Origin of the sequence: Pseudomonas sp. OA65 (genome assembly GCF_017498305.1) — a bacterium.
In the GTDB taxonomy this organism is placed as follows: Bacteria; Pseudomonadota; Gammaproteobacteria; order Pseudomonadales; family Pseudomonadaceae; genus Aquipseudomonas; species Aquipseudomonas zanjanensis.
Genome location: NZ_JAGDEZ010000021.1, coordinates 21,507 through 43,691, shown reverse-complemented (window position 1 = coordinate 43,691; position 22,185 = coordinate 21,507). Strand labels below are relative to the sequence as shown.

General features: G+C 58.7%; 19 protein-coding genes and 2 pseudogenes. 13 read left to right on the top strand and 8 right to left on the bottom strand.

From position 1 onward, the window contains the following. Window positions 1-70 precede the first annotated feature (70 nt). The 3 genes and pseudogenes from J3361_RS18360 (at window position 71) to J3361_RS18355 (ending at window position 3,674) form a co-directional block, all read left to right on the top strand. Entirely contained in the window at window positions 71-2,461 is a 2,391-nt protein-coding gene (locus J3361_RS18360; RefSeq protein ID WP_207965767.1) for a TonB-dependent siderophore receptor, read from the top strand. 255 nt (window positions 2,462-2,716) lie between these two features. After that, window positions 2,717-2,887 (top strand): annotated as a pseudogene (locus J3361_RS29545) (dihydrofolate reductase); the annotation flags it as partial. A gap of 73 nt (window positions 2,888-2,960) precedes the next feature. Beyond that, window positions 2,961-3,674: a class I SAM-dependent methyltransferase gene (locus J3361_RS18355; RefSeq protein WP_207965766.1), complete on the top strand. Its 714-nt coding sequence runs from the start codon at window positions 2,961-2,963 to the stop codon at window positions 3,672-3,674. A gap of 15 nt (window positions 3,675-3,689) precedes the next feature. Here the strand turns inward: J3361_RS18355 and J3361_RS18350 are convergent, their stop codons facing one another. Further along, the gene (locus tag J3361_RS18350) at window positions 3,690-5,456 is read right to left on the bottom strand and encodes a S8/S53 family peptidase (protein ID WP_207965765.1); all 1,767 of its coding nucleotides are present in this window, start codon (window positions 5,454-5,456) and stop codon (window positions 3,690-3,692) included. Between the two features lie 177 nt (window positions 5,457-5,633). Between J3361_RS18350 and J3361_RS29810 the strand changes: the two are divergent. Together J3361_RS29810 and J3361_RS18345 are read left to right on the top strand one after the other, a co-directional pair. After that, window positions 5,634-5,711: pseudogene (locus tag J3361_RS29810) on the top strand (NIPSNAP family protein); the annotation flags it as partial. 35 nt (window positions 5,712-5,746) lie between these two features. Next, window positions 5,747-6,394 carry a DUF998 domain-containing protein gene (locus J3361_RS18345; protein ID WP_207965764.1) on the top strand — a complete coding sequence of 216 codons (648 nt, stop codon included), beginning with the start codon at window positions 5,747-5,749 and terminating at the stop codon, window positions 6,392-6,394. 18 nt (window positions 6,395-6,412) lie between these two features. On the opposite strand, the gene J3361_RS18340 is transcribed toward J3361_RS18345, so the two are convergent. The 6 genes from J3361_RS18340 to J3361_RS18315 form a co-directional block, all read right to left on the bottom strand. Beyond that, a complete protein-coding gene (locus J3361_RS18340) occupies window positions 6,413-7,228 on the bottom strand; it encodes a hypothetical protein (protein WP_207965763.1) in 816 nt (271 codons plus the stop codon). A 76-nt stretch (window positions 7,229-7,304) separates the two neighbouring features. After that, the gene (locus tag J3361_RS18335; protein ID WP_186704800.1) at window positions 7,305-7,466 is read right to left on the bottom strand and encodes a DUF2986 domain-containing protein; all 162 of its coding nucleotides are present in this window, start codon (window positions 7,464-7,466) and stop codon (window positions 7,305-7,307) included. Window positions 7,467-7,636: 170 nt separating this feature from the next. Next, window positions 7,637-8,272, bottom strand: a complete 636-nt coding sequence (locus J3361_RS18330) for a YopT-type cysteine protease domain-containing protein (RefSeq protein ID WP_186704801.1) — start codon at window positions 8,270-8,272, stop codon at window positions 7,637-7,639. Between the two features lie 226 nt (window positions 8,273-8,498). After that, window positions 8,499-8,666, bottom strand: a complete 168-nt coding sequence (locus J3361_RS18325; protein ID WP_225917589.1) for a hypothetical protein — start codon at window positions 8,664-8,666, stop codon at window positions 8,499-8,501. Window positions 8,667-8,689: 23 nt separating this feature from the next. Further along, entirely contained in the window at window positions 8,690-9,718 is a 1,029-nt protein-coding gene (locus J3361_RS18320; RefSeq protein ID WP_207965762.1) for an alpha/beta hydrolase, read from the bottom strand. Window positions 9,719-9,743: 25 nt separating this feature from the next. Then, window positions 9,744-10,190 carry a cyclophilin-like fold protein gene (locus J3361_RS18315; protein ID WP_207965761.1) on the bottom strand — a complete coding sequence of 149 codons (447 nt, stop codon included), beginning with the start codon at window positions 10,188-10,190 and terminating at the stop codon, window positions 9,744-9,746. A gap of 125 nt (window positions 10,191-10,315) precedes the next feature. Between J3361_RS18315 and J3361_RS18310 the strand changes: the two genes are divergently transcribed. From J3361_RS18310 to J3361_RS18290, 5 genes are all read left to right on the top strand, one after another. Beyond that, the gene (locus J3361_RS18310) at window positions 10,316-11,209 is read left to right on the top strand and encodes a LysR family transcriptional regulator (protein ID WP_207965760.1); all 894 of its coding nucleotides are present in this window, start codon (window positions 10,316-10,318) and stop codon (window positions 11,207-11,209) included. Between the two features lie 308 nt (window positions 11,210-11,517). Continuing rightward, complete coding sequence (locus tag J3361_RS18305) at window positions 11,518-12,000, top strand: formate dehydrogenase subunit gamma (RefSeq protein ID WP_207965759.1); 483 nt, start codon at window positions 11,518-11,520, stop codon at window positions 11,998-12,000. After that, on the top strand, window positions 11,994-13,553 hold the full coding sequence (locus tag J3361_RS18300) for an NADH-quinone oxidoreductase subunit NuoF (RefSeq protein WP_207965758.1): 1,560 nt from the start codon (window positions 11,994-11,996) through the stop codon (window positions 13,551-13,553). The genes J3361_RS18305 and J3361_RS18300 overlap by 7 nt, the downstream gene beginning before the upstream one ends. Further along, window positions 13,550-16,426: a formate dehydrogenase subunit alpha gene (gene fdhF / locus J3361_RS18295; protein WP_207965757.1), complete on the top strand. Its 2,877-nt coding sequence runs from the start codon at window positions 13,550-13,552 to the stop codon at window positions 16,424-16,426. The genes J3361_RS18300 and fdhF overlap by 4 nt, the downstream gene beginning before the upstream one ends. Then, window positions 16,423-16,644, top strand: coding sequence for a formate dehydrogenase subunit delta (locus J3361_RS18290; RefSeq protein ID WP_207965756.1), 222 nt, complete (start codon window positions 16,423-16,425; stop codon window positions 16,642-16,644). Before fdhF ends, J3361_RS18290 begins: the two co-directional genes overlap by 4 nt. 87 nt (window positions 16,645-16,731) lie before the next feature. Here the strand turns inward: J3361_RS18290 and J3361_RS18285 are convergent, their stop codons facing one another. Beyond that, a complete protein-coding gene (locus tag J3361_RS18285; RefSeq protein WP_207965755.1) occupies window positions 16,732-17,262 on the bottom strand; it encodes an AidA/PixA family protein in 531 nt (176 codons plus the stop codon). A 517-nt stretch (window positions 17,263-17,779) separates the two neighbouring features. On the opposite strand from J3361_RS18285, the gene J3361_RS18280 reads away from it, so the two are divergent. From J3361_RS18280 to J3361_RS18270, 3 genes are all read left to right on the top strand, one after another. Continuing rightward, window positions 17,780-18,094, top strand: coding sequence for a metalloregulator ArsR/SmtB family transcription factor (locus tag J3361_RS18280; RefSeq protein ID WP_207965754.1), 315 nt, complete (start codon window positions 17,780-17,782; stop codon window positions 18,092-18,094). A 21-nt stretch (window positions 18,095-18,115) separates the two neighbouring features. After that, window positions 18,116-18,976, top strand: a complete 861-nt coding sequence (locus tag J3361_RS18275; RefSeq protein WP_207965753.1) for an EamA family transporter — start codon at window positions 18,116-18,118, stop codon at window positions 18,974-18,976. Between the two features lie 142 nt (window positions 18,977-19,118). Further along, complete coding sequence (locus J3361_RS18270) at window positions 19,119-22,154, top strand: AMP-binding protein (RefSeq protein ID WP_207965752.1); 3,036 nt, start codon at window positions 19,119-19,121, stop codon at window positions 22,152-22,154. Window positions 22,155-22,185: the final 31 nt, after the last annotated feature.

The following is a 22,185-nucleotide window of genomic DNA, read 5'->3' as shown; positions in this document are numbered from 1 at the left end:
TTCTCGTTCGACCTCTAAGGAAGGCCGGAATACAGGCCAGTCTGCCGATGTCCTTTCTTGGAGCGAGAAAATGAGTTCGTCCCCGGTTTCACAGCGCCATCCATTAAATCGTGCCTTGCACGGTGCGATTTTGGGTTTGATCGTAAGCAGCTACGCATTGCCATCGCTGGCGCAAACCTCGAGCGCTGACCACAGCAATCAAGTCAAGCAGTGGAACATCGCTGCCGGCCCACTGGCGCCGGCGCTTGACCGTTTTGCGCGGGAGGCTGGCATCAGTCTTTCCTTCGACGCATCGAGTGTAGTGAACCGCACCACTGCTGGCGTGAATGGCACGCTCGATACATCGACAGCGCTGTCATCGTTGCTGCAGGGGAGCGAATTGCAAATCGAACAGCAAGGCCCGAATGCCTACCTGCTGGTCCCTCAAGCAAAGCCCGCCGGCCCGCTGGAGCTCGGCGCAACGGACGTCGAGGACTTCCGCCTTGCACCCCTCATCATCAATGCCAAGGTCAGGGTCAGTGCCGACGACGACGCCAACTCGGTGGTCGCCCAGGAGCTCTGGGTTGGCGGCAAGGTGGCAACCAGCATTCTTAATACACCGGCATCGGTGTCGGTGGTTACCAACAAGGAAATGGAGCAGCGCAGCGTCAGCACCACGGAAGAGGCGCTGCAATACACGCCGGGGGTGGTCAGTGACTTCTATGGTACGGATGACCGCAACGACTATTTTCAGATCCGGGGCTTCCAGGCCACCACCTACCGTGACGGCTTGACCCTGAGTTCGATGCGCGGCGTACGCGAAGATCCATTCGCTTATGAGCGCATCGAGATTCTGCGTGGCGCCAACTCCACGCTGTTTGGCCCAGCGGACCCGGGCGGTTCGGTGAATTTCGTGACCAAACAGCCGCGCTTCGAGCAGTTTGGCCAAGGCTATGTGACCTACGGTTCGTTTGACCATGTCGAGACAGGCATCGATGTGGGGGATGCGCTGAACGACGAGAAAACCTTGGCTGGCCGCTTTACTGCCAAAGGCCAAAACAGCGACCGCGAGTACGATCACTCACAAGACGACAACCGGTTGGTGATGGGTGGCCTCACTTGGGCGCCCACGGACTACACGTCAGCCACCATGATTCTGGACTATCTGAAAACTGACAGTTCGCCCAACAGTGGCGGCTATCCGCTGGACAAGGAATACGACCGCAGCAAGTTTTATGGTGAGCCCAGTTACAACTTTCACGATGTCGAGCGCACCAGCCTCAGCGGTAACGTCACCCATGACTTCGACAATGGTTTTGTACTGCGCAGCAATCTGCGTTACAGCAAATTGACCGATGATTTTGGCTACGTTTACCTCAGCGACAGCGCCACCCGTGTCGGTACTACCGTAGACCGCTATCTGTTTGGAACGGACACCGAGGCCGACCAGTTCAACGGCAATCTGATGCTGCAATACGATGCCCGCTTCGAGAACATCGACAGCAGCAGCCTGGTGGGCGTGGAGTACCTCGATTCGACCACCAAGGAAAGCTCGGTCTACGCCCTGACCACTCCGATTGACATTGCAAATCCCGTGTTTACTGGCGTTCCACGCTCAATCACGCCGTATGCCGTCAACAAGCGAGACGCGACCACCAAGGCCGTGTTCCTTCAGCAGAACCTATCGTTCTACGAGCGTTTCATCGTCACCGCGGGTATGCGCAACGACTCGATGGACCTTACCAGCAAAGGCTTGATATCCACGGAGAAAGACAACTTCTCCGAAACCTCCTACCGAGGTGCGTTGACCTATATCGTCAACGATGAGGTGTCCACCTATGTGAGCATGGTGGAATCCGTCTCGCCGCCTCAGGTTGGCGTAACACCGCAGACGGGCACGCAGTACGAAGTGGGCGTGAAGTATGCGCCGATGGGGATGGACGCACTGTTCTCCGCAGCCGTTTATGACCTGACCCAGGAAAACGTCACCATCGCCGTGGTGCTGCCGAGCGGCATCATTGAGCAACAGACGGTGGGTGAATCGCGGGCCCGTGGCCTCGACCTGGAGGCCAAGGCGCAGGTGACGCAGAACCTCAGCCTGATTGGTGGCTACTCCTATATGGAGTCCGAGGTACTGCGCGGTTCGTTGTACGACGGCAGCTCCCTGAAGGGTAATGAGTTCTCCACGGCGCCCCAGCATTCCGCTTCGCTCTGGAGTTATTACGACGTGCCCGGCACTGATGTCAGCGTTGGCTTGGGGGCGCGCTACGTCGGCTCTTATTACTTCGATGCAGCCAACTCCGGCAAAAGCGATGGCACCACGCTGTTCGACGCTGCCTTCAACTACGAGATCGCCAAGGGCACCGACCTTGCGGTGAACGTCAGCAACCTGCTGGATGAGCAGCATGTGGTCGGTTCCGGTACAGCGAACTTCTACAATCCGGGTCGCGAGATTACCGCCAAAGTGAGTTACAGCTGGTAAGCAGGCGTGCAAGCCCAATGCTGTTCACTTAAGGCAATCGCCACAGGGGCATCATTTTTCTTGAGTGAACGGCATGGGGTGTAAGCCTTTTTTACATAGTCGTGCGCTGTCCAGCGTCGTTTCTGGCCGAAAGCTGCCTATTGCGGCACAGTCCATGGCCAGGTATCTAGATGTTCACAGCAACCTAGATGGGATGCACCTCCCCAGCACTCCGAAATCCGCCCACCGCCAAGCTTTGCTTTCATCAGTCCTTCCCGCGACGGTTTGGTCACCGATATGGTGATCACCACCATCCCTGTGTTGATCGGTTCGGGACGGCCGTTATTTGGCGGGCTTGAGCGGGATGTGGATTTGAAACTCGTCTCCAGCCGCAGCTTTCCTTCGGGGTTGGTGCAATCGACCTACCGAACAACCGGTATGGCTTGACAGCCCTGTGATACTGGAAGCGTCGCCGCATCATCGCGGCACATCTCATCACGACGAAAAGGAAGATGCCCCCATGCGCAATGAAGAACTCAAGGCTTTATTCGACCAGCAGGCCGCCAGCTACGATAAGCAATGGGCGGGGATGGCGCCCATTCGTGACGCCCTCTATATCTTGCTCGACGCTCGCTTCGCTGAGTTACCGGAAGATGCCCGGATACTCTGTGTCGGCGTGGGCACTGGAGCGGAACTGGCCCACCTGGCCAAGCGCTGCCCCGGTTGGCATTTCACTGCCGTCGACCCCTCGGGCACCATGCTCGATATTTGCCGGCAGAAAGCGGTACAAGGAGGCTTCCTTTCGCGTTGCAGCTTTCACCAAGGTTACCTCGACGCGCTGCCTGCCGAGCCTGACCACGACGGCGCTACCTGCTTTCTGGTGTCTCAGTTTTTGCTCGAGCCACAAGCCCGCATCGCTTTTTTCCGCGAGATCGCCCGTCGGCTTAAGCCGGGCGGAGTACTGGCATCCGTCGATCTCGCCGCTGAGATCGAATCACCGGCCTATGAGGTGCTGCTGCGCAACTGGATGACATTGATGTCCTCGGCAGGTGTGGATCCGCAAATGCTGGAACGAGCCCGTGCCGCCTACGCCCGAGACGTGGCTGTCTTGCCGACGCAGCAGGTCGCAGCCCTCATCGAGACGGCCGGGTTCGAGGCTCCGGTGCAGTTCTTCCAGGCGGGACTGATGCATGGGTGGTTTTGCCCACGCAAGGCAGACGTCGTCTTGAGCTAGACGTAACCCTGACTTTCAACGCACACGATCACGGCTTTGCGCCGCCAAATCCAGGGCCTTTTGCATGTCCAGCCGTGCCGAGCGGCCGACGTCCTTGTCGTGGAGTTGGTAGCGGCGTTCCGACGGCAGGATGGGCGCGGTGAGGTCTTCGCCGTCCATCTGTTCGAAGTCGTGGTTGTCGCCGATGGTCATGGCGCTGCGGCGTAGCAGCATGCGCAATTGCTCGGGTTGCAGTTGCGGGTTGATGGACAGCATCGCCGCCAGCAGGCCCGCGACCATGGGCGTGGCGTAGGACGTGCCGCAATGCACGGCGCTGGCCTGGCCGGCGCTGGTCGTCGAGGCGTGGGCGCAAGCGGCGGCGGTGATGTCGACGCGCATGTCGATGTTCGAGGAGCTGCGCTTGACCGCATAGGCCGGGTCGTCGACGGCGACGCCGCTTTGCTCGCTACGCTGGTGTCCGCCGACCACCAGCAGTTGCTCGGTGATGAAAGAGGAGGGCAGGCGGTATTCGTCGCTGCCCGAGAATGAAGAACCATTGCCGGCAGAGTTGACTACGATCACGTCGGGATGCGCCTTGCGCAGCCAAAGGAAAAACTCTTCCAGCAGTTCTTCGTAGCCGCCCATGGCGAGGCCCGAGCGTAGCAGCGAGTCGACGTCATCGCCTTTGACGTCTTTGGCGCCGACGCGGTGGATGCCCCAGCTCCAATTGAGCACGCGCACGCCGTCTTCCACGAGGTTGACCGAGGCGGCGATGTTGGCGGTGATGCCGGCATCGGAGTTACGTTCGACGATGACCTCGAAGCCACCGCTGGCCTTGTCCAGGCCACGGAGGAAACCGGTGTTGCCGCTGTCGTCCCAACGTGCGGCGAGGATGCCGGCGACGGTCGTGCCATGGTTGTCCGGTTTTTCTGCATCGCGGGCGTAGACGCAAGTGCGCGGCGGCGAGCAGGCGCCGAGGTCGTCGGCGAAATCCGTCGTGTCGAAGTCCACATCGCGCTCGATCAGGCCAATGCGCACCGGCTGTGGCTGGATGGGCGGCTGACGCCCGGGGATGCGCCGTTGGTAATAGTTCACTGCGTCGAGAAAGCGATTCGCGGCCCATTCGTCGGAGTCCAGGGCGGGTTTTTTCGGTTCTTCAGGATGGGCTGGGGCCTGCTCGGTTTCTTCGGCCGAGGACTCCTCGATCACCACGGCATCCACGCTGGTCTCGCTGCCCAGGCGTAGCACCAGTGCATCGCGCTGCACCAGGTCCTTGGCGGGCAAGCGAAGTTGGTAAAGGTTCAGCGGCGCGATGCTGCCGACCACCTTCGCGCCGTATTTTTGCGCCAGGCGCTCGGCTTCCTGGCGGCCATCACGGTCTTCTTCGATCAGCACGCTGACCAGGTCGACGTAGGTGGTCAGGCTGTCCATGTTCTTTGCGACTTCGTCCGGCCCGGCGGCCAGCACGTGACTGTTGCGTAAGGTCAGCCAGGCGGCATTACTGGTGCGTGAGCCGTCTTGCAGCCAGAGCGGGCCGCTCTGGTAGTCGGCGGCGTCCAGGCGCACGCGCAGGTTGTTCCCTTCGCGTTGGAGAGTGTCTGCGGGTATTGCCTTTGCCGCCAGTTGCAGTTGCGGCGTTGCATCACCCAGCCCGCGCGCTGTCAGGCACCAGTCCTGGTGTTGGCCTTCCAACAGATCACCGCAGCGTTTCAGGCTTTCCAGGCGCAGCGGTTCCGGTGCCGCGGCCGCTGTGCCGGTAGCCAAGGTGAACAGCGTAGCGAGGGCAGAAAGTCGTAGGAGCATGGGCCAGGTTTCTTTGTCGAGGGTCTTGTTGCTCCGACTGTTACCTGGCTCGCTTCGTTCAGCGGGATGTCATCGTAGGGCGGCCCCAGCCAACCGTTACGCACGATCAATATGTTTGATGATTGATTGCGTATCCTGTGTAGAATCCGTTTTTTCAGAATTCAAAGGATTGAGCCTGTGATCACCTGCCATGTCCGGTACGTTATCGACCCCTATCAGATCCCCGCTTTCGAAAGCTACTCGCGCCAGTGGATTGAAGCGGACATCACAACGACAGGGAGTGTCACACCATGAAAACCATCGACCGTGCTTTGCTAGGCTTCGGAATATTGATTCCATTCTGGCTGCTTTTGGGGGTCGCACTGACTGCCCGGGCCTACCCAGGCTATAGCCATCTGGATCAAGCCATGAGCCAACTAGGCGCCATTGGATCGCCAACCCACAGCTTCTCTGCCTGGGTGAACAACTTTCCCCTGGGTGTGATGTTCGTGCTTTTCGCTCTAGGCGTGGCGAGACGGTTCAAGGCATCGCGGATGGCCTTGCTTAGCGCCGCACTGATTTTCGTCCACGGTTTGGCAAGTTTCGTGGCCGGCTATTTTTCCTGTGACCAAGGTTGTGCGCCGGTTCAGCCGTCGGTTTCGCAACAGAACCACAACCTTGCGGGGTTGGTGATGTTTATCTCGCTTACCCTGGCGGGGGCGTTGTGGGCGTTCCTTGGCAAGTCGCTGCTTTCGTCGTCCAGGTTCGCCATGTTCTCGGCGATCTGCGTAGTGCTGGCCATCGTGACCGTTGTGCTGATGGCGACGGCATTGGCCGATGGGCACTTGTTTGGCCTGTACCAGCGGCTCAACTATGGGGTTTCGGTGGTCTGGGTTGCGTCGTTGGCCGCCGTTGCCCTGAAGGGTGATGCCGATATGAAGGTCGTGTACGCCCGTTAAAGGCAGCAAAGAAATCTCCTAGTGCTGGCCTACGTGATTTTTCCACGGCAGATAATCCACCCGGACCACGCGCTTCGCAGTGCCGTCAGCTTTCACTTGAAAGTCAGGCATCTTTGCGACGTTCAACTCTAGGCATTGCTGGGTGAGTGTCTGCTGTAACTCAGGATTGGGTTGAAAGTATTCCGGGCGCAGGCTGTGTTTTTCAAGTTCTACGTCGCACCGAATGACCTCACCCTTCGCGTTCGCCGTGAAGTCGAAGCGGGCGGTGCCGAAAGCGCTCAGGGACTGCTTTGCAACGACGTTGTCCCAAAAGAAACGACTTTCAACGGCATCCCGTTGGCGTAGACGTTCGTGATCAGCCATTGACGGCGTCTCCCCTGATGCGATCAAGGGCGCGATGATTTCGAGGCCGCCGTCCTTTGGACTCTGGAGATTTTCCGGGAGGGGGCCCCAGGCTCTACTCCAGCAAACGTCGGCCATGAGGTTCACCAAACGGGAGGGGGTGCCGGCTTCAGCGGACTTAGCCTCGCAAAGTCGCACATCTCCCTGGCGATCCAGCTTCATCGTTAACTTGACACTTCCCCGCAGACCTTCGGGATTGGCGTAGAACGCGTCGCGAACCAAGGTGGCACGCAGAACCCTGATGTAACGTCTTTCTTCCAGCCGTTTGATTTCTTCCGAAGTAAGGAATGTCGGCATGGACTTCCCGCCGCTGTCGACCCAGGCGTCCATTTTCTGTTCATAGGTCGCCTGATGGCAGCCAGGAAGAACGGCCAAGGCTGCCGCCCCTATCAGGATGGGGATTGTGCGACGGCGGTAGGTAAGGGGGCTCATTCATGCGCTCCTTGCGGTTCAAGGGGCGTATCTTGCCTTGAATGAGCAGCGCTTCAAAGAAGCGGCGCGACGTGGCTCAGCTTTCCGGGGACGTAATGGGCGCGTCATTGGCTTCAGCTGCCAATTTCAGGCGGTCGGCTTTGCTGATGTATTGATTCTTGTTTTTGGGCGCCAGCTTGGCACTGGCTTTCTTGGCGTTAGCCTTCAATAACTGGTTTATTTTCTTGCGGCGATTCATGTTGTTCTGCTCAGCGTGTCAATGTCCGGATGGTATCAGTTTTCCGTTTTCTCAGGATTGTTCCTGACGTTGGCAACAGGCCTTGTGGGAAATGACCGTTGCTCAATAAATAACTGACGATGCACGTGCCGCCAATCAGTCATCCGATTCGACGTCGACACGAGGCTGCCTCAGGTCACGCTGACCGCGATCCAATTCGTTATAAAGCCATAGCTGTCGCAGCCTTTCTTGACATCGGCGTAGTACTGCATCAGCTCCCATGGCGCGTAATTATCGACTGAATACTGACCATAAATGGGATCAAAAAATACCAGCTCCCTACCTTTATTCGACGCCGCTACAGCGTGCGCTCCTCCACCGGAGAAGATAAAGGCTATTACATAATGCCCTTCTGACTTGGTGACCAAGTCGAGCCAGCCGTTGTGGTCGCTCAAAATAGATCCAACATCTTTGCCAACCTCCGCTGCGCTAACGCAGAATGCAGCCGCCATCGCTTGGTAATAGGCCTCGCCCAACATGCCCTCTGCTCCGTAGGCGCCCTTTTTGTTCTGCCGCACCTGCTGCGACTGCATCGCTTGCGCTGCGACCATGAGTGGCATGTGCGTGATTAGTTCATTCTTGCTCTGAAGCTTGCGGTTCAACTTTATGCTTTGACGGCACCAGAGCATCGAGTAAGCGAAGCAGTTGCCGTTTTTCTTTTGATCCTTCAGTGCTTTTTGAAGAAAAGGATTGGCGCTGGCGCCAAACTTGGTTCCAAAAGAGTGTTCTACGTTATTCAAGCCCAACGCTGGCCAGTCTAGGTTCATGCTTACTCTCCTTGTAACGCTATGAATTTTTGAAGGTTAACGTTGAAACATACCTTTCCTGCCTATCGACAGGGATGCACTGACTGGCTGTTGGTTTACGCCAGAAACGATTCCAACCTCGAAGAGGGTATGCGTTGAGAAATGGTAGCCAAGCAAGCAGCATTCTGCCATCAACGCCAGGCGAACATTTTCCATCTGCCATGAGCGCTGGCGAGGCACGATCACGCTACCCGTATTCTTGCAACGCGTAGGTGCTGTTTCGGGTAGCAATCGGTCCGAGGGAGGCGACGTCCCTGCTGGCCTCGTAATTGCGGCGTACCACCGGGTGGCCGAGGTAGCGCAATGGATCGACCACATCCTTGCGAATCAACGGGCCGCCGGGGAGTCTGGCCACGCCCACATCGACTGGGCCAGATATTACTTCAGATTGCTCTGGAAGAAGGTTGTCAGCTTATCGAACGGAATGAGGTCGACCCGATCATAAAGGTCGACATGGCCAGCCCCAGGAATGATGACAAGCTCCTTGGGTTGACCGGCGAGCTTGTAAGCCTCCTCGCTGAACTCCCTGGAGTGCGCATCGGCGCCTGCAATGAACAACATCGGATGCGGTGAAATGGTCTCGATGTCATTGAGCGGGTAGAAGTTCATGAACTTGACGTTGCTGGTCAGCGTCGGGTGGGTGGTCAGGTCTTTGGACGAGCTCGATGGCGTGAACTCACCGCGCGGGGTGCGGTAAAAGTCATAGAATTCACGTTGGATAGGATGGGTGTTGTCGTCCAACTGGTGCACCGTACCGCTGGTGTAGAGCGTTTCACCGCCGGCGAACTCGACGTTACGCTGCTGGGTGGCTTGGGCAATGATCGACCGGCGCTGTTCGAGCGTTTGGGAATGCTTCAACCCGTTGCGATTGACGCCGCCCATGTCGTACATGCTCACCGTAGCAATGGCTTTCATGCGTGGGTCGATCTTGGCTGCGCTGATCACGAAGCTGCCACTGCCACAGATGCCGATCGCGCCAATCCGCTCCTTGTCGACGAAAGGCTGGGCGCTGAGAAAATCCACCGCGGCGCTGAAGTCCTCGGCATAGATATCTGGCGAGACGGCATTGCGCGGCCGCCCCTCGCTTTCGCCCCAGAACGACAAGTCCAGGGAAAGGGTCACGAAGCCTTTTTCCGCCATTTTCGTGGCATAGAGGTTGGCGCTCTGCTCCTTGACCGCGCCCATCGGGTGGCCGACGACAATCGCCGGACTCCTGGTCTTGCCATTGAGTTTTTTCGGAATGAACAGGTTACCTGCCACGTTCATTTGATATTGGTTCTTGAAATTGACCTTCTGTACGGTCACGTCATCGCTGGTATAAAAGTTATCTGCGCCGTTGGACATATCGGCTCCTATGGCTGTGAGCGAAGTGACAAGAAGGGTGAGTAAAACGAAGATCTTTTTCATTGGGGATCCTGTCGATGGGGCGTCATCAGTGTTGGGAAAACGTCACTTGCACATCTCGTCGGCCCAGCGCTTGAGCCAACTTCGCGGCGTCGTCCACTTGCCCAAGGCGGGTGTAGGCGTAGGTCGAGTTGAAGTTCGAATAAAAGATGACCAGGGTGTCCGTGCCGTACGCCATCAAGTCGCCGTTGCGGATCGTTCCCGGCTTGCTGGCTTCGGCAGGTAGCGCTCGGGGTAGGGTGGCGTATTTCTCGTTACGGTTGAGATCGCTCATTGGCAACCTCAGTGGCAACAACGTGACAAACACGCGGGTGGCCGCGTTGTCGGCCAAGGTGATGGCGAAGCGGTGTTCGCCGACGGTCATCCACATCACCCTGTTCTCCGTTTTCGAGGACGCCGACGCGGCACCACTCATCGTTGCGTAGCCGCCAAACACGAGCATTACCGCCAGCAAACCACGCCGGGCCGATCGCATCGCAGTTGTGCATGGGTTTCTGTTCATAGGGTTCATGGTGACTTGGGAACAGTGATGCGACTAGCTAATGAATGCTTAACAAGGCTATAAGCATGGCTAATCAATCTGCTTGAAGTGCTGCTGCCATGGTCAAAAGAAACCTCAACGATCTGCTGTCTTTCGTCACGGTGGCGCGCGAAGGCAGCTTCACGCGAGCTGCCGGGGCGCTGGGCGTCACCCAATCGGCGCTGAGCCAGGCAATCAGTGGGTTGGAAACACGCTTGCAGATCCGCTTGCTGACGCGGACCACCCGCAGCGTTTCGCCGACCCTTGCTGGCGAGCGGCTGTTGCACGCCATCGGCAATCGCTTCGATGAGATAGAAGCCGAACTGGATAGGCTCACGGAAATGCGCGACAAGCCCGCGGGCACCGTGCGCATCACCTGCGGCGATCATGTCCTGCGCACGACCTTGCTGCCCAAACTGACCGGTCTGCTGCACGATTACCCGGATATCAATGTCGAGTTCGACGTCTGCTACGGATTTCGGGACATCGTGGCGGATCGTTTCGATGCGGGCGTGCGCCTGGGCGACACCATCGACAAGGACATGATCGCGGTCCCGATCGGCCCTGCGTTGCGGATGGCTGCCGTGGCGTCGCCTGCGTACTTTGCCAATCGCGCCGTTCCCGGGCATCCGCGCGACCTGGTGAACCATCATTGTATCAACCAGCGTATGCCGACATCGGGTGGGCTTTATGTCTGGGATTTCGAGCGACGGGGCAAGCAGGTGAACGTGCGAGTGGACGGCCAGCTCATTTTCAATACGTCGACTCATATCGTGCAGGCGGCAGTCGCTGGGCTGGGCATTGCCTATCTGCCAGAAGAGGAGTTTGAACCCCATCTTCAAGAGGGGCGGCTGGTGCGGGTGCTGGAAGATTGGTGTCCGCCGTTTTCAGGCTACTATTTGTACTACCCCAGCCGGCGGCAACCTTCGCCTGCGTTTACATTGGTTGCCAATGCGTTGCGTCAATCCGATTAAGGGCGAGCGATGGTTCACATAACCACAGTGGGCGCATGTCGATTTCGTTCAGGCGGCGCGGATTAACGGGCAGGGCTTTCAAGAAGTCGCTTTCAGAACACGTTTCGTCGTCCATGTGCAATCGCCAACCCCCGGGAGTGGCAAGCTGTGAGGATGCCCCGGACCAGGTGCGCCAAAGACACCTGGCCGGAGAGCGAGAATGGCGATCGGATGTGCCACGCTACCGTGACGTGGGCCGGTCGCCGCAGCCAAGACTCCGGACGGCTGCCGCTATGCGGCGGTGGCGTTCGAGATGCCGAGGTACGTTTATGCCCGATGAGACGCTTCACCTGCCTTTGATCCATAGCGTGCTTGCGCGCGAAAAGGACACCCCCGGTGCCTTGCTGCCTATTCTCCATGCCATCCAGGCAGGCTGCGGGTATGTCCCCGACAGCGCCGTCCCGGAGATCGCCCACGCCCTGAACCTCAGCCTGGCTGAAGTGCGCGGGGTCATCAGCTTCTACCACGACTTCCGTACCACGCCGCCGGCGCGCCATACCCTGCGCCTGTGCCGGGCCGAGTCCTGCAAGAGCATGGGTGCCGAAGCCCTGGCTGCGCAGTTGCGCGAGCAACTGGCGCTGGATGATCACGGCACCAGCGCCGACGGCAGTATCAGCCTGCGGCCGGTCTATTGCCTGGGCGCCTGCGTCTGCTCGCCGGCCCTGGAACTGGACGGGGAGTTGCATGCGCGGATCACGCCGGAGCGTCTACGTCAGTTGGTGAATGAGTGCAGGGAGGAGGGCGCATGCTGACGCTCTGTATCCCCCGCGATTCGGTGGCCCGTGCCGTGGGCGCGGACAAAGTCGCGGCTGCGTTGACCGTTGAGGCTGAACGTCGACAGTTGCCGTTGCAGGTGTTGCGGACCAGTTCCCGTGGCCTCTATTGGCTCGAGCCGCTGGTTGAGTTGGAGACGCCTGAAGGGCGCTTGGGTTTTGGCCCGGTCACGGCCCAAGACGTGCCGGCCCTGCTCGATGCGCTGGCCCATGATCCGGGCAGCCATCCTGCTGCCCTGGGGCTGGTGGAGAACATTCCTTATCTGAAAAGCCAGCAGCGCCTGTTGTTTGCCCGTGCTGGCATCACCCGGCCCTTGTCCCTCGATGACTATCGTGCCCAAGGCGGATTCCTCGGCCTGGCTCGGGCGATCCAGATGGATGGCGCGGATGTCGTTGCCAGCGTGCTGGATTCCGGCCTGCGCGGCCGTGGTGGCGCGGCGTTCCCGGCGGGCATCAAGTGGCGCACTGTGCGTGACGCGCAGGGGCCGCAGAAGTACGTGGTCTGCAATGCCGACGAAGGCGACTCCGGTACGTTCGCCGACCGCATGCTGATGGAAGGCGACCCTTTCCTGCTGATCGAAGGCATGATCATCGCCGGCATCGCCGTCGGCGCGACCATGGGCTACATCTACGTGCGTTCGGAATACCCGGACGCCGTCAGTACGCTGAACGACGCGCTGCACATCGCTCGCGAGGCCGGTTACCTGGGCTCGAACGTGAGCGGCAGCGGTCGCGCCTTCGAGCTGGAAGTGCGGGTCGGCGCCGGTGCCTATATCTGTGGCGAGGAAACCGCGTTGCTGGAATCCCTCGAGGGCAAGCGCGGCACTGTGCGCGCCAAACCTCCGCTGCCGGCGCTGCAAGGCCTGTTCGGCTTGCCGACACTGGTGCATAACGTGCTGACCCTGACCTCGGTGCCGATCATCCTGGAGAAAGGCGCGCAGTTCTACCGCGACTTCGGCATGGGCCGCTCCCTCGGCACGATGCCGTTCCAACTGGCCGGCAACGTCCGTCATGGCGGCCTGGTGGAGCGCGCCTTCGGCTTGAGCCTGCGGGAGTTGGTGGAAGGTTACGGGGGCGGTACCGCCAGCGGTCGTCCGCTGAAGGCTGCGCAAGTGGGCGGGCCGTTGGGCGCCTGGGTGCCGCCCTCGCAATTCGATACGCCGCTGGACTACGAAGCATTCGCCGCCATGGGCGCGATGCTTGGCCACGGTGGTGTGGTGGTCGCCGATGACAGCCTGGACATGGCCCAGATGGCCCGGTTCGCCTTGCAGTTCTGCGCCGAGGAGTCCTGCGGCAAGTGCACGCCGTGCCGGATCGGCTCTACCCGTGGGGTGGAAGTGGTGGACCGCTTGATCGCCAGCACCGAAGTCGGTGACCGCCAGGAACAGGCCCTGCTGTTGCAGGACCTGTGCGACACGCTGCAATACGGTTCGCTCTGTGCCCTCGGTGGGATGACGTCCTACCCTGTCGCCAGCGCCCTCAAGCATTTCCCCGCCGACTTCGGTCTGGCGACCACGGAGGCTGACCAATGATCACCATCTTCGATCCCAGCACCGATATCGACCTGGGCACCCCGGCGCGTGACAGCGACGTGCAGGTCAGCCTGACCATCGACGGGCGTGAAATCAGCGTCGCCGCCGGCACCTCGGTCATGCGTGCCGCGGCCATGCTCGGCACCACCATTCCCAAGCTCTGCGCCACCGACAGCCTCGAGGCCTTCGGCTCCTGCCGCATGTGCCTGGTTGAAATCGACGGCATGCGCGGCTACCCCGCGTCCTGCACCACGCCGGTAACCGAAGGCATGGTGGTGCGCACGCAGACGTCCAAGCTCGCCACGCTGCGACGCAATGTGATGGAGCTGTACATTTCCGACCACCCGCTGGACTGCCTGACCTGCCCGGCCAACGGCAACTGCGAATTGCAGACCGTAGCGGGGCAGGTGGGGCTGCGCGAAGTGCGCTATGGCTACGAAGGCGCCAACCACTTGGCCGAGGCCAAGGACGTCTCCAACCCGTATTTCGACTACGACCCGAGCAAGTGCATCGTCTGCAGTCGCTGCGTGCGTGCCTGTGAGGAAATCCAGGGCACCTTTGCCTTGACCATCAGTGGGCGCGGTTTCGATTCCCGGGTGGAAGCGGCCGGCGGCGACAATTTCCTCGATTCCGAATGCGTATCCTGCGGGGCCTGCGTGCAGGCGTGTCCGACGGCGACCCTGATCGACAAGAGCGTCGTCGAGATCGGCCAGCCGGAGCGCAGCGTCATTACCACCTGCGCCTATTGTGGCGTGGGCTGTTCGTTCCGCGCCGAGATGAAGGGCGAACAACTGGTGCGCATGGTCCCGGACAAGAATGGCCAGGCCAACCACGGCCACTCCTGCGTCAAGGGCCGCTTCGCCTGGGGCTACGCGACCCACCCGGATCGCATCACCAAACCGATGATCCGCAAGCACATCAATGACCCGTGGCAGGAAGTCAGCTGGGACGAAGCGGTCACTTATGCCGCCAGCGAACTGCGCCGGATCCAGCTCAAGTACGGGCGCGACTCCATCGGTGGCATCACCTCCAGCCGCTGCACCAACGAAGAAACCTACCTGGTGCAGAAACTGGTGCGCACCGCGTTCGGCAATAACAACGTCGACACCTGTGCCCGTGTCTGCCATTCGCCTACCGGTTACGGCCTCAAGCAGACCCTGGGCGAGTCCGCCGGCACGCAGAATTTCGACTCGGTGATGAAGGCCGACGTGATCCTGGTGATGGGCGCCAACCCCACCGACGCGCACCCGGTGTTCGGCTCCCAGCTCAAGCGCCGCTTGCGTCAGGGCGCGCGACTGATTGTCATCGACCCACGGCGCATCGATCTGGTGGATTCGCCCCACGCCCGCGCCGAGCTGCACTTGCAACTGCGTCCAGGCACCAACGTGGCGATGCTCAACGCGCTGGCCCATGTGATCGCCACCGAAGGCTTGATTGACCAGCCTTTTGTCGAGGCCCGCTGCGAGGCGACGGACTTTGCCCGCTGGCGCGATTTCGTCAGCCTGCCGGAAAATTCCCCTGAGGTCCTGGGCCCAGTGTGTGGTGTGCCTGCCGAGCAGATCCGCGCCGCCGCACGGCTCTACGCCACCGGCGGCAACGCGGCCATCTACTACGGCCTCGGCGTCACCGAGCACAGCCAGGGCAGCACCTCGGTGATGGGCATTGCCAACCTGGCCATGGCCACCGGCAACATCGGTCGCGAAGGTGTCGGGGTGAACCCGCTGCGTGGGCAGAACAACGTCCAGGGCTCCTGCGACATGGGCTCGTTCCCCCACGAACTGCCCGGCTATCGGCACATCTCCAACGAAGCGGTGCGCGCCGAGTTCGAGCAAGCCTGGAACGTGACCTTGCAACCCGACCCGGGCCTGCGTATCCCGAACATGTTCGAGGCGGCGCTGGACGGCACCTTCAAGGCGCTTTATTGCCAAGGTGAAGACATCGCCCAGAGCGACCCCAACACCCAGCATGTGACGGCCGCGTTGTCCGCATTGGAATGCGTGATCGTCCAGGACATCTTTCTCAACGAAACGGCCAAGTTCGCCCACGTGTTCCTGCCGGGCAGCTCGTTCCTCGAGAAGGATGGCACCTTTACCAACGCCGAACGCCGCATCTCCCGCGTTCGCAAGGTGATGGACCCGTTGGCCGGCAAGGCCGATTGGGAAGCCACCATCGCCCTGGCCGACGCCCTGGGCTACAAGATGCATTACAACCATCCTTCGGAAATCATGGATGAAATCGCCCGCCTGACGCCGACGTTCTCCCGCGTCAGCTACGCCGAACTGGAGCGCCACGGCAGCCTGCAATGGCCGTGCAACGATGCCGCGCCGGACGGCACGCCAACCATGCACATCGAGCAGTTCGTGCGCGGCAAGGGCCGCTTCATGCTCACCGGCTACGTGCCCACCGAGGAGAAGGTCAACAACCGTTATCCGCTGCTGCTGACCACCGGCCGCATCCTCAGCCAATACAACGTCGGCGCCCAGACCCGGCGCACCGAAAACGTCGCCTGGCACGAGGAGGACCGTCTGGAAATCCATCCAACCGATGCCGAGAACCGCGGGATCGTCGACGAAGACTGGGTCGGCATCGGCAGTCGTGCCGGGCAGACGGTGCTGCGCGCGAGGGTGACCGAGCGAGTGGCTCCGGGCGTGGTCTACACCACGTTCCACTTCCCGGAATCGGGCGCCAACGTGATCACCACCGACAACTCCGACTGGGCCACCAACTGCCCCGAATACAAGGTCACGGCGGTGGAGATCGTGCGGGTCAGCCAGCCTTCGGAATGGCAGAAGCGTTACCAGGCCTTCAGTGATGAACAAGGTCGCCTGCTGAGGGAGCGTCGCCATGCCGAGAAAGCCGAGGTGCGTCGATGAGCTCTGAAAGCCTGATCAAGATGGCCAACCAGATCGGTCAGTATTTTGCCAGTGAGCCGGACCACGCGGTGGCGGTGCGTGGTGTATACCAGCACATCAAGAGCTTCTGGACACCGACCATGTGTCGCGACTTGATGGCCTGGCAAACGAAGCATCCCGACGCTGTCTTGCACCCGTTGGTGTTGGCGGCATTGATGGAGTTTGAAAAAGCGGCTTAGGAAGGAAGTGCTGTAGAACTTGCACACGGCCCCGGCCGGCGCCCTCGTCAACGACGAAGGGAACCGACCGGGGCTGTGGCATTTCAGTTATTGATTATTGACGGTGATGTAGGGATCCCAGGTGTTGTTCGGGCCGATCTGGTTCAGGTTACGGTCCAGCAGAACGAAGACGATTTGGTACCAGAGCTTTCCCGGGCTCAGCGCAGTGGACTGCCAGACGGTATAGGTCACATCGGTCTTGGCGATGCCTCCTGGGGCGCCATTTTCCAGATAGGGCACAGGAACGCCGGTGATATTGAAAGTTTGCGGGGTCGAGATGGTGCCCTTGTAATCACCGCCCTGATGAGGGTCGCCGATCACGACGTTTTTGATCAATGCGATGCGGTCGAAGTTGCGCGACAGCGTGGTGGCGCGCCAGCGAATGATGTCGCCGGGCTTTACGTCGAACCACAACTCGTTACCGCCTTCGCCTTCGCCGCTGGTGATGTTGGCATGGCTGTCGATGGCGCTGCGGGTCACCAGCATGGCAATCGCACCGCCAACGTCATTGGGGTGGGCGAGCAGGTAGTCGGCATCAATATTGACAAGCACATCAATGGTTTGGGTCGCTCCAGACATTTTGTTGCTCCTTGAGGTAGTGACAGTGACGACCGCGCCTGCAAAGGCGTCCGGGCCACCCGGTCCCTGGGTGCGGTCTCGGGAGGAACGATAGGTGATGGCGTTGTAGTGTCAAATTTCGAATTCTTGACGCTGGCCAAGCAGAGCGAAGCGCAGCACGACCAAGGCTTTGATTTACCTGTGACGTAGTCGATGACTCAAGGGGGGATGGGTGGTTTTCTGGTGGCATCAGTAGCCGAAGGCGTACTGACGTTGTCGGCGATTGCCCGCCATGCCGCCAGCGTTGCTGATGAATAGCCCCGATCTTCCTCATTCATTTCTGTATGCCTTTTGAAACACTCGAAAAAGCGACACACTGTCCCGGTGTGCAGAATGTGAGGCAAGTCATCACGGGCTGGACGATATAACAGCGGCCGTAGGTGATAGCGAAAAATCTCGGATTAAAGTTATAAGATAATCGCGAACGATTCACATCAATCCAAAAAAACGCATTGACATTTAGCTATATGAGGATAGGATGAATCCACACGATAAATACGTAGAACAATCCAAAGCGTTTGCGGGCGAACCTCGAATCCTAATCCTTCAATGGCTTAAGGAGCCCCGTGCGCACTTTTCTCATCAAGTTACGGGTGACCCCGCGTTGATCGGCGTGTGCGTAACGTTGATTACTGAAAAACTCGGCATGAGTCAGCCAACGGTGAGCAGGCACTTGGATCTATTAAGGCAAGCAGGTTTCTTGCGCGTGAACAAAATTGGCAAATGGGCATTTTACTCAAGAGATGAAACTGTAATCGATGAATACAAAGCTTGGCTGACGCAGCAAGTTTGATGGATAGGGAGCTTGTTCAGTATGGATAGCGGCGTTTTTGGTGGAGTCATGGTCATGTTGTGCTGGGGGGTGTCAGACTTTATTCAAAGCCTGATGATTCGCCAGTTGGGTACCGCAAAAACAATGCTGGTTCGCAATATATTTACCTTCATGGTGGCCTCCCTCTTGGGGGCCTATTTGATCATTTCAGATCAGCTCAGGTTCGACACCAACGCCGTGTTGATCATCACCTGCAGCTCTGCCGCCTACGTATCAGGGTATTATTTCTACATGCGCGGGTGTGAAGTCGGAAACCTGTCCTTGGTTTCTCCGATTGCTTCTACCTACAGCTTGGTCACTATCCTTTTTTCTATCGTTTTCCTCCAGGAAAGGTTGGCCCCGGCTGCCTGGGTTGCCGTAGCTATTATTTTTATTGGTATTGTCATGACCTCCGGCAATATCTTCCGATCACTGCGTGGCGGCTCGCAAGGCTTCCTCCAGGCTATCTTGGCCATGGCCGGTTTTGGCGTGGCCTTTTTTATACTTGGCTTTTCCGCAAAAACACTTGATGTCACGAATGCTTTCTTTTACTCGGCATTAACTCAGGCTGTTCTTTTTAGTTCATTGGCATTGCTCAGGAACGGCAAGCTGGAGAAAGGGGACGTGACGCCGCGTCGCGGCTGGATTTTCTTTGCGCACTCTTTGCTGGTTAATGCGGGTTGGGTGTTTTATATATTCGCCTCCAAAATGGGTGACCTCTCGTTAGTAACACCTATCAGTTCGGTATACTCCGGCGTGACGGTATTGTTGGCTATCGCGATCTACAGAGAGATAACGACGGTGGTACAGAAAGTTGGAATAGGTACGGTTCTTGTTGGGGTCTTTTTGCTAAGTTACAAATAACCGTCACTCTTTATCCAGTGGGCAACCCTCGCTTTAAAAGACATTTTATATTGTTGTGCTGAATGCATCGGTTGGTCATTTAGTACTGCATGCATACCCATTTAAGTTCTGTGTACCGATCACGGTAGAAGGAGTTCTTGGAATGATGCAGCCGCCAATATGCCCCATCACTTACTCGCCCGTTTCACTTGACCTCGTCGCTAGAATCGATACATGGGCGAATCAGTACCCCGAGAAAATAGCGATAATGTCTCGCGGGCAGCCGATGACTTACGCTGAACTTTCAAACCGAAGAAAGGCGCTCGCCAAGCACCTCATCCGCCAAGGCTTTGGATTGGGGAGCAAGATTGGGATCTACATGCCCCGGGAACCTGACCTGATCGTCGCGCTGACGGCGGTCCTGTCGATAGGGGCCCTCTTTGTTCCTCTCCCTCCTGACTCGCCATTACAGCGTAATGAGCTTATCGCCACGCTCGCCAACCTCGATGCCGTGATCAAACCCCAATCCGTCGATCTTTCACGATGGCCGGTGGGCGCCTTTTTAAATATCGAAGACGTCGATTGGAGCGATTCGCTACTGCCCTTTGAACCCGTTATCGATGATGTTTCGCTTGCCTATATGTTATTCACTTCAGGCTCGACGGGTCTTCCCAAGGGCGTGATGGTCCGTCGGCAAAATCTTGCCTATTTTTTATCTGCGATTAATGAGGTGATCAATTTTTCGGCATGGGGCGCGCTGGTTTCCACGACGACCTACGGCTTTGATATTTCCATCCTGGAATTTTTCCTGCCCTTGGCTCAAGGTGGAACGCTGTACCTGGCCAGCGAGCAAGAGGCCAGGGACGGACAGGCGATCGCGACATTACTCGATCAATGTGACCGTGCGCTGCTTCAAGCCACCCCAGCCACCTGGAGACTGCTGATAGCAGCAGGGTGGCCCCGCTCCTGCGCCGTCGGAGCGCTGTGTGGCGGTGAAATATTGCCCGTCGAGCTGGGTAAGGAAATCTATCAATCGGCGCGGGCGGCATGGAACCTTTATGGGCCGACAGAAACAACGATTTGGTCTTTCTGTCACAGATTACGGGCTGACGACTTTATCGGTTCTGCCACAAGTGTCCCCATAGGCCAGCCATTGCCTGGCACTCACTTTCGATTGTGTCCGTCAGATGATCCCTTAGCGTTCGAGCTGGTGATTGAGGGACCTGGGGTCAGTGCCGGTTATTTCAATCGGGACGATCTGACGCTGGAAAAATTTCAGACAACTGAAGCAACGGGCAGCACTTCAGCGGCTTACCACACCGGCGATCGGGTTCGACGGCAGCCGGATAGCTCCTTGGTTTTCATCGGACGTAAAGACCGACAACTGAAGTTGAACGGTTACCGCATCGAGCCGGGCGAGGTCGAATCCGCCCTCCATCAGTCCGGCCTCGTCAGTCAAGCGGTCGTCACGCTTGTGGAACACGCTCACGATGACCACCGGCTGGCCGCCTATGTCGTGCTGGATAACAAAGCGTTGGGGCAGCAGCGCGATGCGGATGCCGGGCTCTGGCTCGACGTGTGGGAGGCGGCTTATCTGTCGGCGCAGAAAAACGAGGTCGCCAGTGCCGAAAGTGGCTACACCTCAAGTTTCTCCGGCGAGTTGATTCCGGACAGCGATCTGCGTGAATGGGTACAGGCGACAGCTTCTCGAGTCCTGGCTTTCTCAGCCCATTCGGTTCTGGATGTAGGTTGTGGTATCGGGATGACTGGCGCCGCGCTGCTGGAAAGAGGCGTCCGGCGTTATGTGGGCTGCGATGCTTCTGAAGCGGCGGTTGAGTCCGCGCGAAGACGGCTGGAGGCAGTCGGTAGCCATACAGCCTCATTTGCGCTGGTAAAAATGGCGGCCCATGAGCTTGATGCGCTGGGTGAGGCACCTTTCGACGTCGTACTTCTGAACTCCGTCATTCAATACTTCCCAGGCATTGATTACCTTGTCGATGTGCTTCAAAAAGCATCCGCATTGTGCAAAGCAGGCGGCGTGATTGTGATCGGCGATGTTCCCTACGCGGCTCTGAAACCTGTCTTGTCCGCTGCCGCGAGTCGCACCCGCAAAAAGTTTCAGCGTGCACTTCCCGCGATCGGAGAAGGGGAGTTGTGGCTCGATCCTTTGCAGATCAAACAAGTGGCCTACACGCTTGAGCGAATCGTCAACGTAGAGACCGAGTTGCGAGCAGGGCAAGGCAGCGATGAAATGACGCGTTATCGTTACGACGTCGTCATAAGGCTCGACACGGATGACCGAGCGATCTTGAAACCCGTTCCACGCTACTCCTATCAACAGGAGCGTCTATACGAGCAAGACCTGAGTCAATGGTTGGCATCCGCTCCTCCGGCGTTTGTGCTGACCGGTGTTCCGAACGCCAGGATCAGCCTGGACCTGCAGCTTTCCAGAAACGCCCCCTCAATCATTCCAGACGAAGCTTACGACCCCGAATACATTCGCCGTTGGGCCTCCAGCCGCCATCGTCAAGCCAGGGTGCGCTGGAACGAGAGTCTCCCGGCGGGGATGATGGACGTATTCGTCGGGCCGCATGACAGCCTGGATCCCACTTTTGAGCCTCGTCCTCCCGTGGGTCGCGCGCCGGTTGAGCCCGTCGTTGCCAGGGAAGTCGACGACCTCGCTATCCGGCAAGACGTCATCGAGAAACTCAAGGATTCCCTGCGAACCCGTGTTCCTTCGTACATGATTCCCGCCCATTTTGTTTTCCTGGAGCGTTTCCCGCTCACGTACAACGGAAAGCTGGACGTCGCAGCGCTCGAGCAGCTAGCACCTCACGTTCAACCCAAGCCATCGCCAGCAGAAGACGATCAACCGTTGTCGGTAAAACAGCGCCTGACGCGAATATGGTCCGACCTCCTGATGACCCCTTCGGTACATCCCATGCGGAGTTTTTTTGCCCAGGGAGGCTCCTCTCTGCTCATCGTGAACCTGACCCGGACATTGAACGATGCCTTTGGCTTGAGCCTTCAAGTCACTGAGCTTTTTGAAGAAAACAGCATCGACGCGCAAACGCGCTTGATTCGCAGAAAGCTGGGATTGGATGACGCCTCGCCCTCGAAGTTGATGACTCCTCCCAGTATGAGCCGCCGGAGCGCGGCCATTGAATCAGCGGCTCGTAAACGCCAGAAGCAGTTATAGGTGCCGCGTGACCAAGTCACCCTCAATTTCG

Coding starts and splice junctions, on each gene's coding strand:
- J3361_RS18360 (WP_207965767.1), top strand. CDS start 71: ATGAGTTCGTCCCCGGTTTCACAGCGCCATCCATTAAATCGTGCCTTG.
- J3361_RS18355 (WP_207965766.1), top strand. CDS start 2,961: ATGCGCAATGAAGAACTCAAGGCTTTATTCGACCAGCAGGCCGCCAGC.
- J3361_RS18350 (WP_207965765.1), bottom strand. CDS start 5,456: ATGCTCCTACGACTTTCTGCCCTCGCTACGCTGTTCACCTTGGCTACC.
- J3361_RS18345 (WP_207965764.1), top strand. CDS start 5,747: ATGAAAACCATCGACCGTGCTTTGCTAGGCTTCGGAATATTGATTCCA.
- J3361_RS18340 (WP_207965763.1), bottom strand. CDS start 7,228: ATGAGCCCCCTTACCTACCGCCGTCGCACAATCCCCATCCTGATAGGG.
- J3361_RS18335 (WP_186704800.1), bottom strand. CDS start 7,466: ATGAATCGCCGCAAGAAAATAAACCAGTTATTGAAGGCTAACGCCAAG.
- J3361_RS18330 (WP_186704801.1), bottom strand. CDS start 8,272: ATGAACCTAGACTGGCCAGCGTTGGGCTTGAATAACGTAGAACACTCT.
- J3361_RS18320 (WP_207965762.1), bottom strand. CDS start 9,718: ATGAAAAAGATCTTCGTTTTACTCACCCTTCTTGTCACTTCGCTCACA.
- J3361_RS18315 (WP_207965761.1), bottom strand. CDS start 10,190: ATGCGATCGGCCCGGCGTGGTTTGCTGGCGGTAATGCTCGTGTTTGGC.
- J3361_RS18310 (WP_207965760.1), top strand. CDS start 10,316: ATGGTCAAAAGAAACCTCAACGATCTGCTGTCTTTCGTCACGGTGGCG.
- J3361_RS18305 (WP_207965759.1), top strand. CDS start 11,518: ATGCCCGATGAGACGCTTCACCTGCCTTTGATCCATAGCGTGCTTGCG.
- J3361_RS18300 (WP_207965758.1), top strand. CDS start 11,994: ATGCTGACGCTCTGTATCCCCCGCGATTCGGTGGCCCGTGCCGTGGGC.
- fdhF (WP_207965757.1), top strand. CDS start 13,550: ATGATCACCATCTTCGATCCCAGCACCGATATCGACCTGGGCACCCCG.
- J3361_RS18290 (WP_207965756.1), top strand. CDS start 16,423: ATGAGCTCTGAAAGCCTGATCAAGATGGCCAACCAGATCGGTCAGTAT.
- J3361_RS18285 (WP_207965755.1), bottom strand. CDS start 17,262: ATGTCTGGAGCGACCCAAACCATTGATGTGCTTGTCAATATTGATGCC.
- J3361_RS18280 (WP_207965754.1), top strand. CDS start 17,780: ATGAATCCACACGATAAATACGTAGAACAATCCAAAGCGTTTGCGGGC.
- J3361_RS18275 (WP_207965753.1), top strand. CDS start 18,116: ATGGATAGCGGCGTTTTTGGTGGAGTCATGGTCATGTTGTGCTGGGGG.
- J3361_RS18270 (WP_207965752.1), top strand. CDS start 19,119: ATGATGCAGCCGCCAATATGCCCCATCACTTACTCGCCCGTTTCACTT.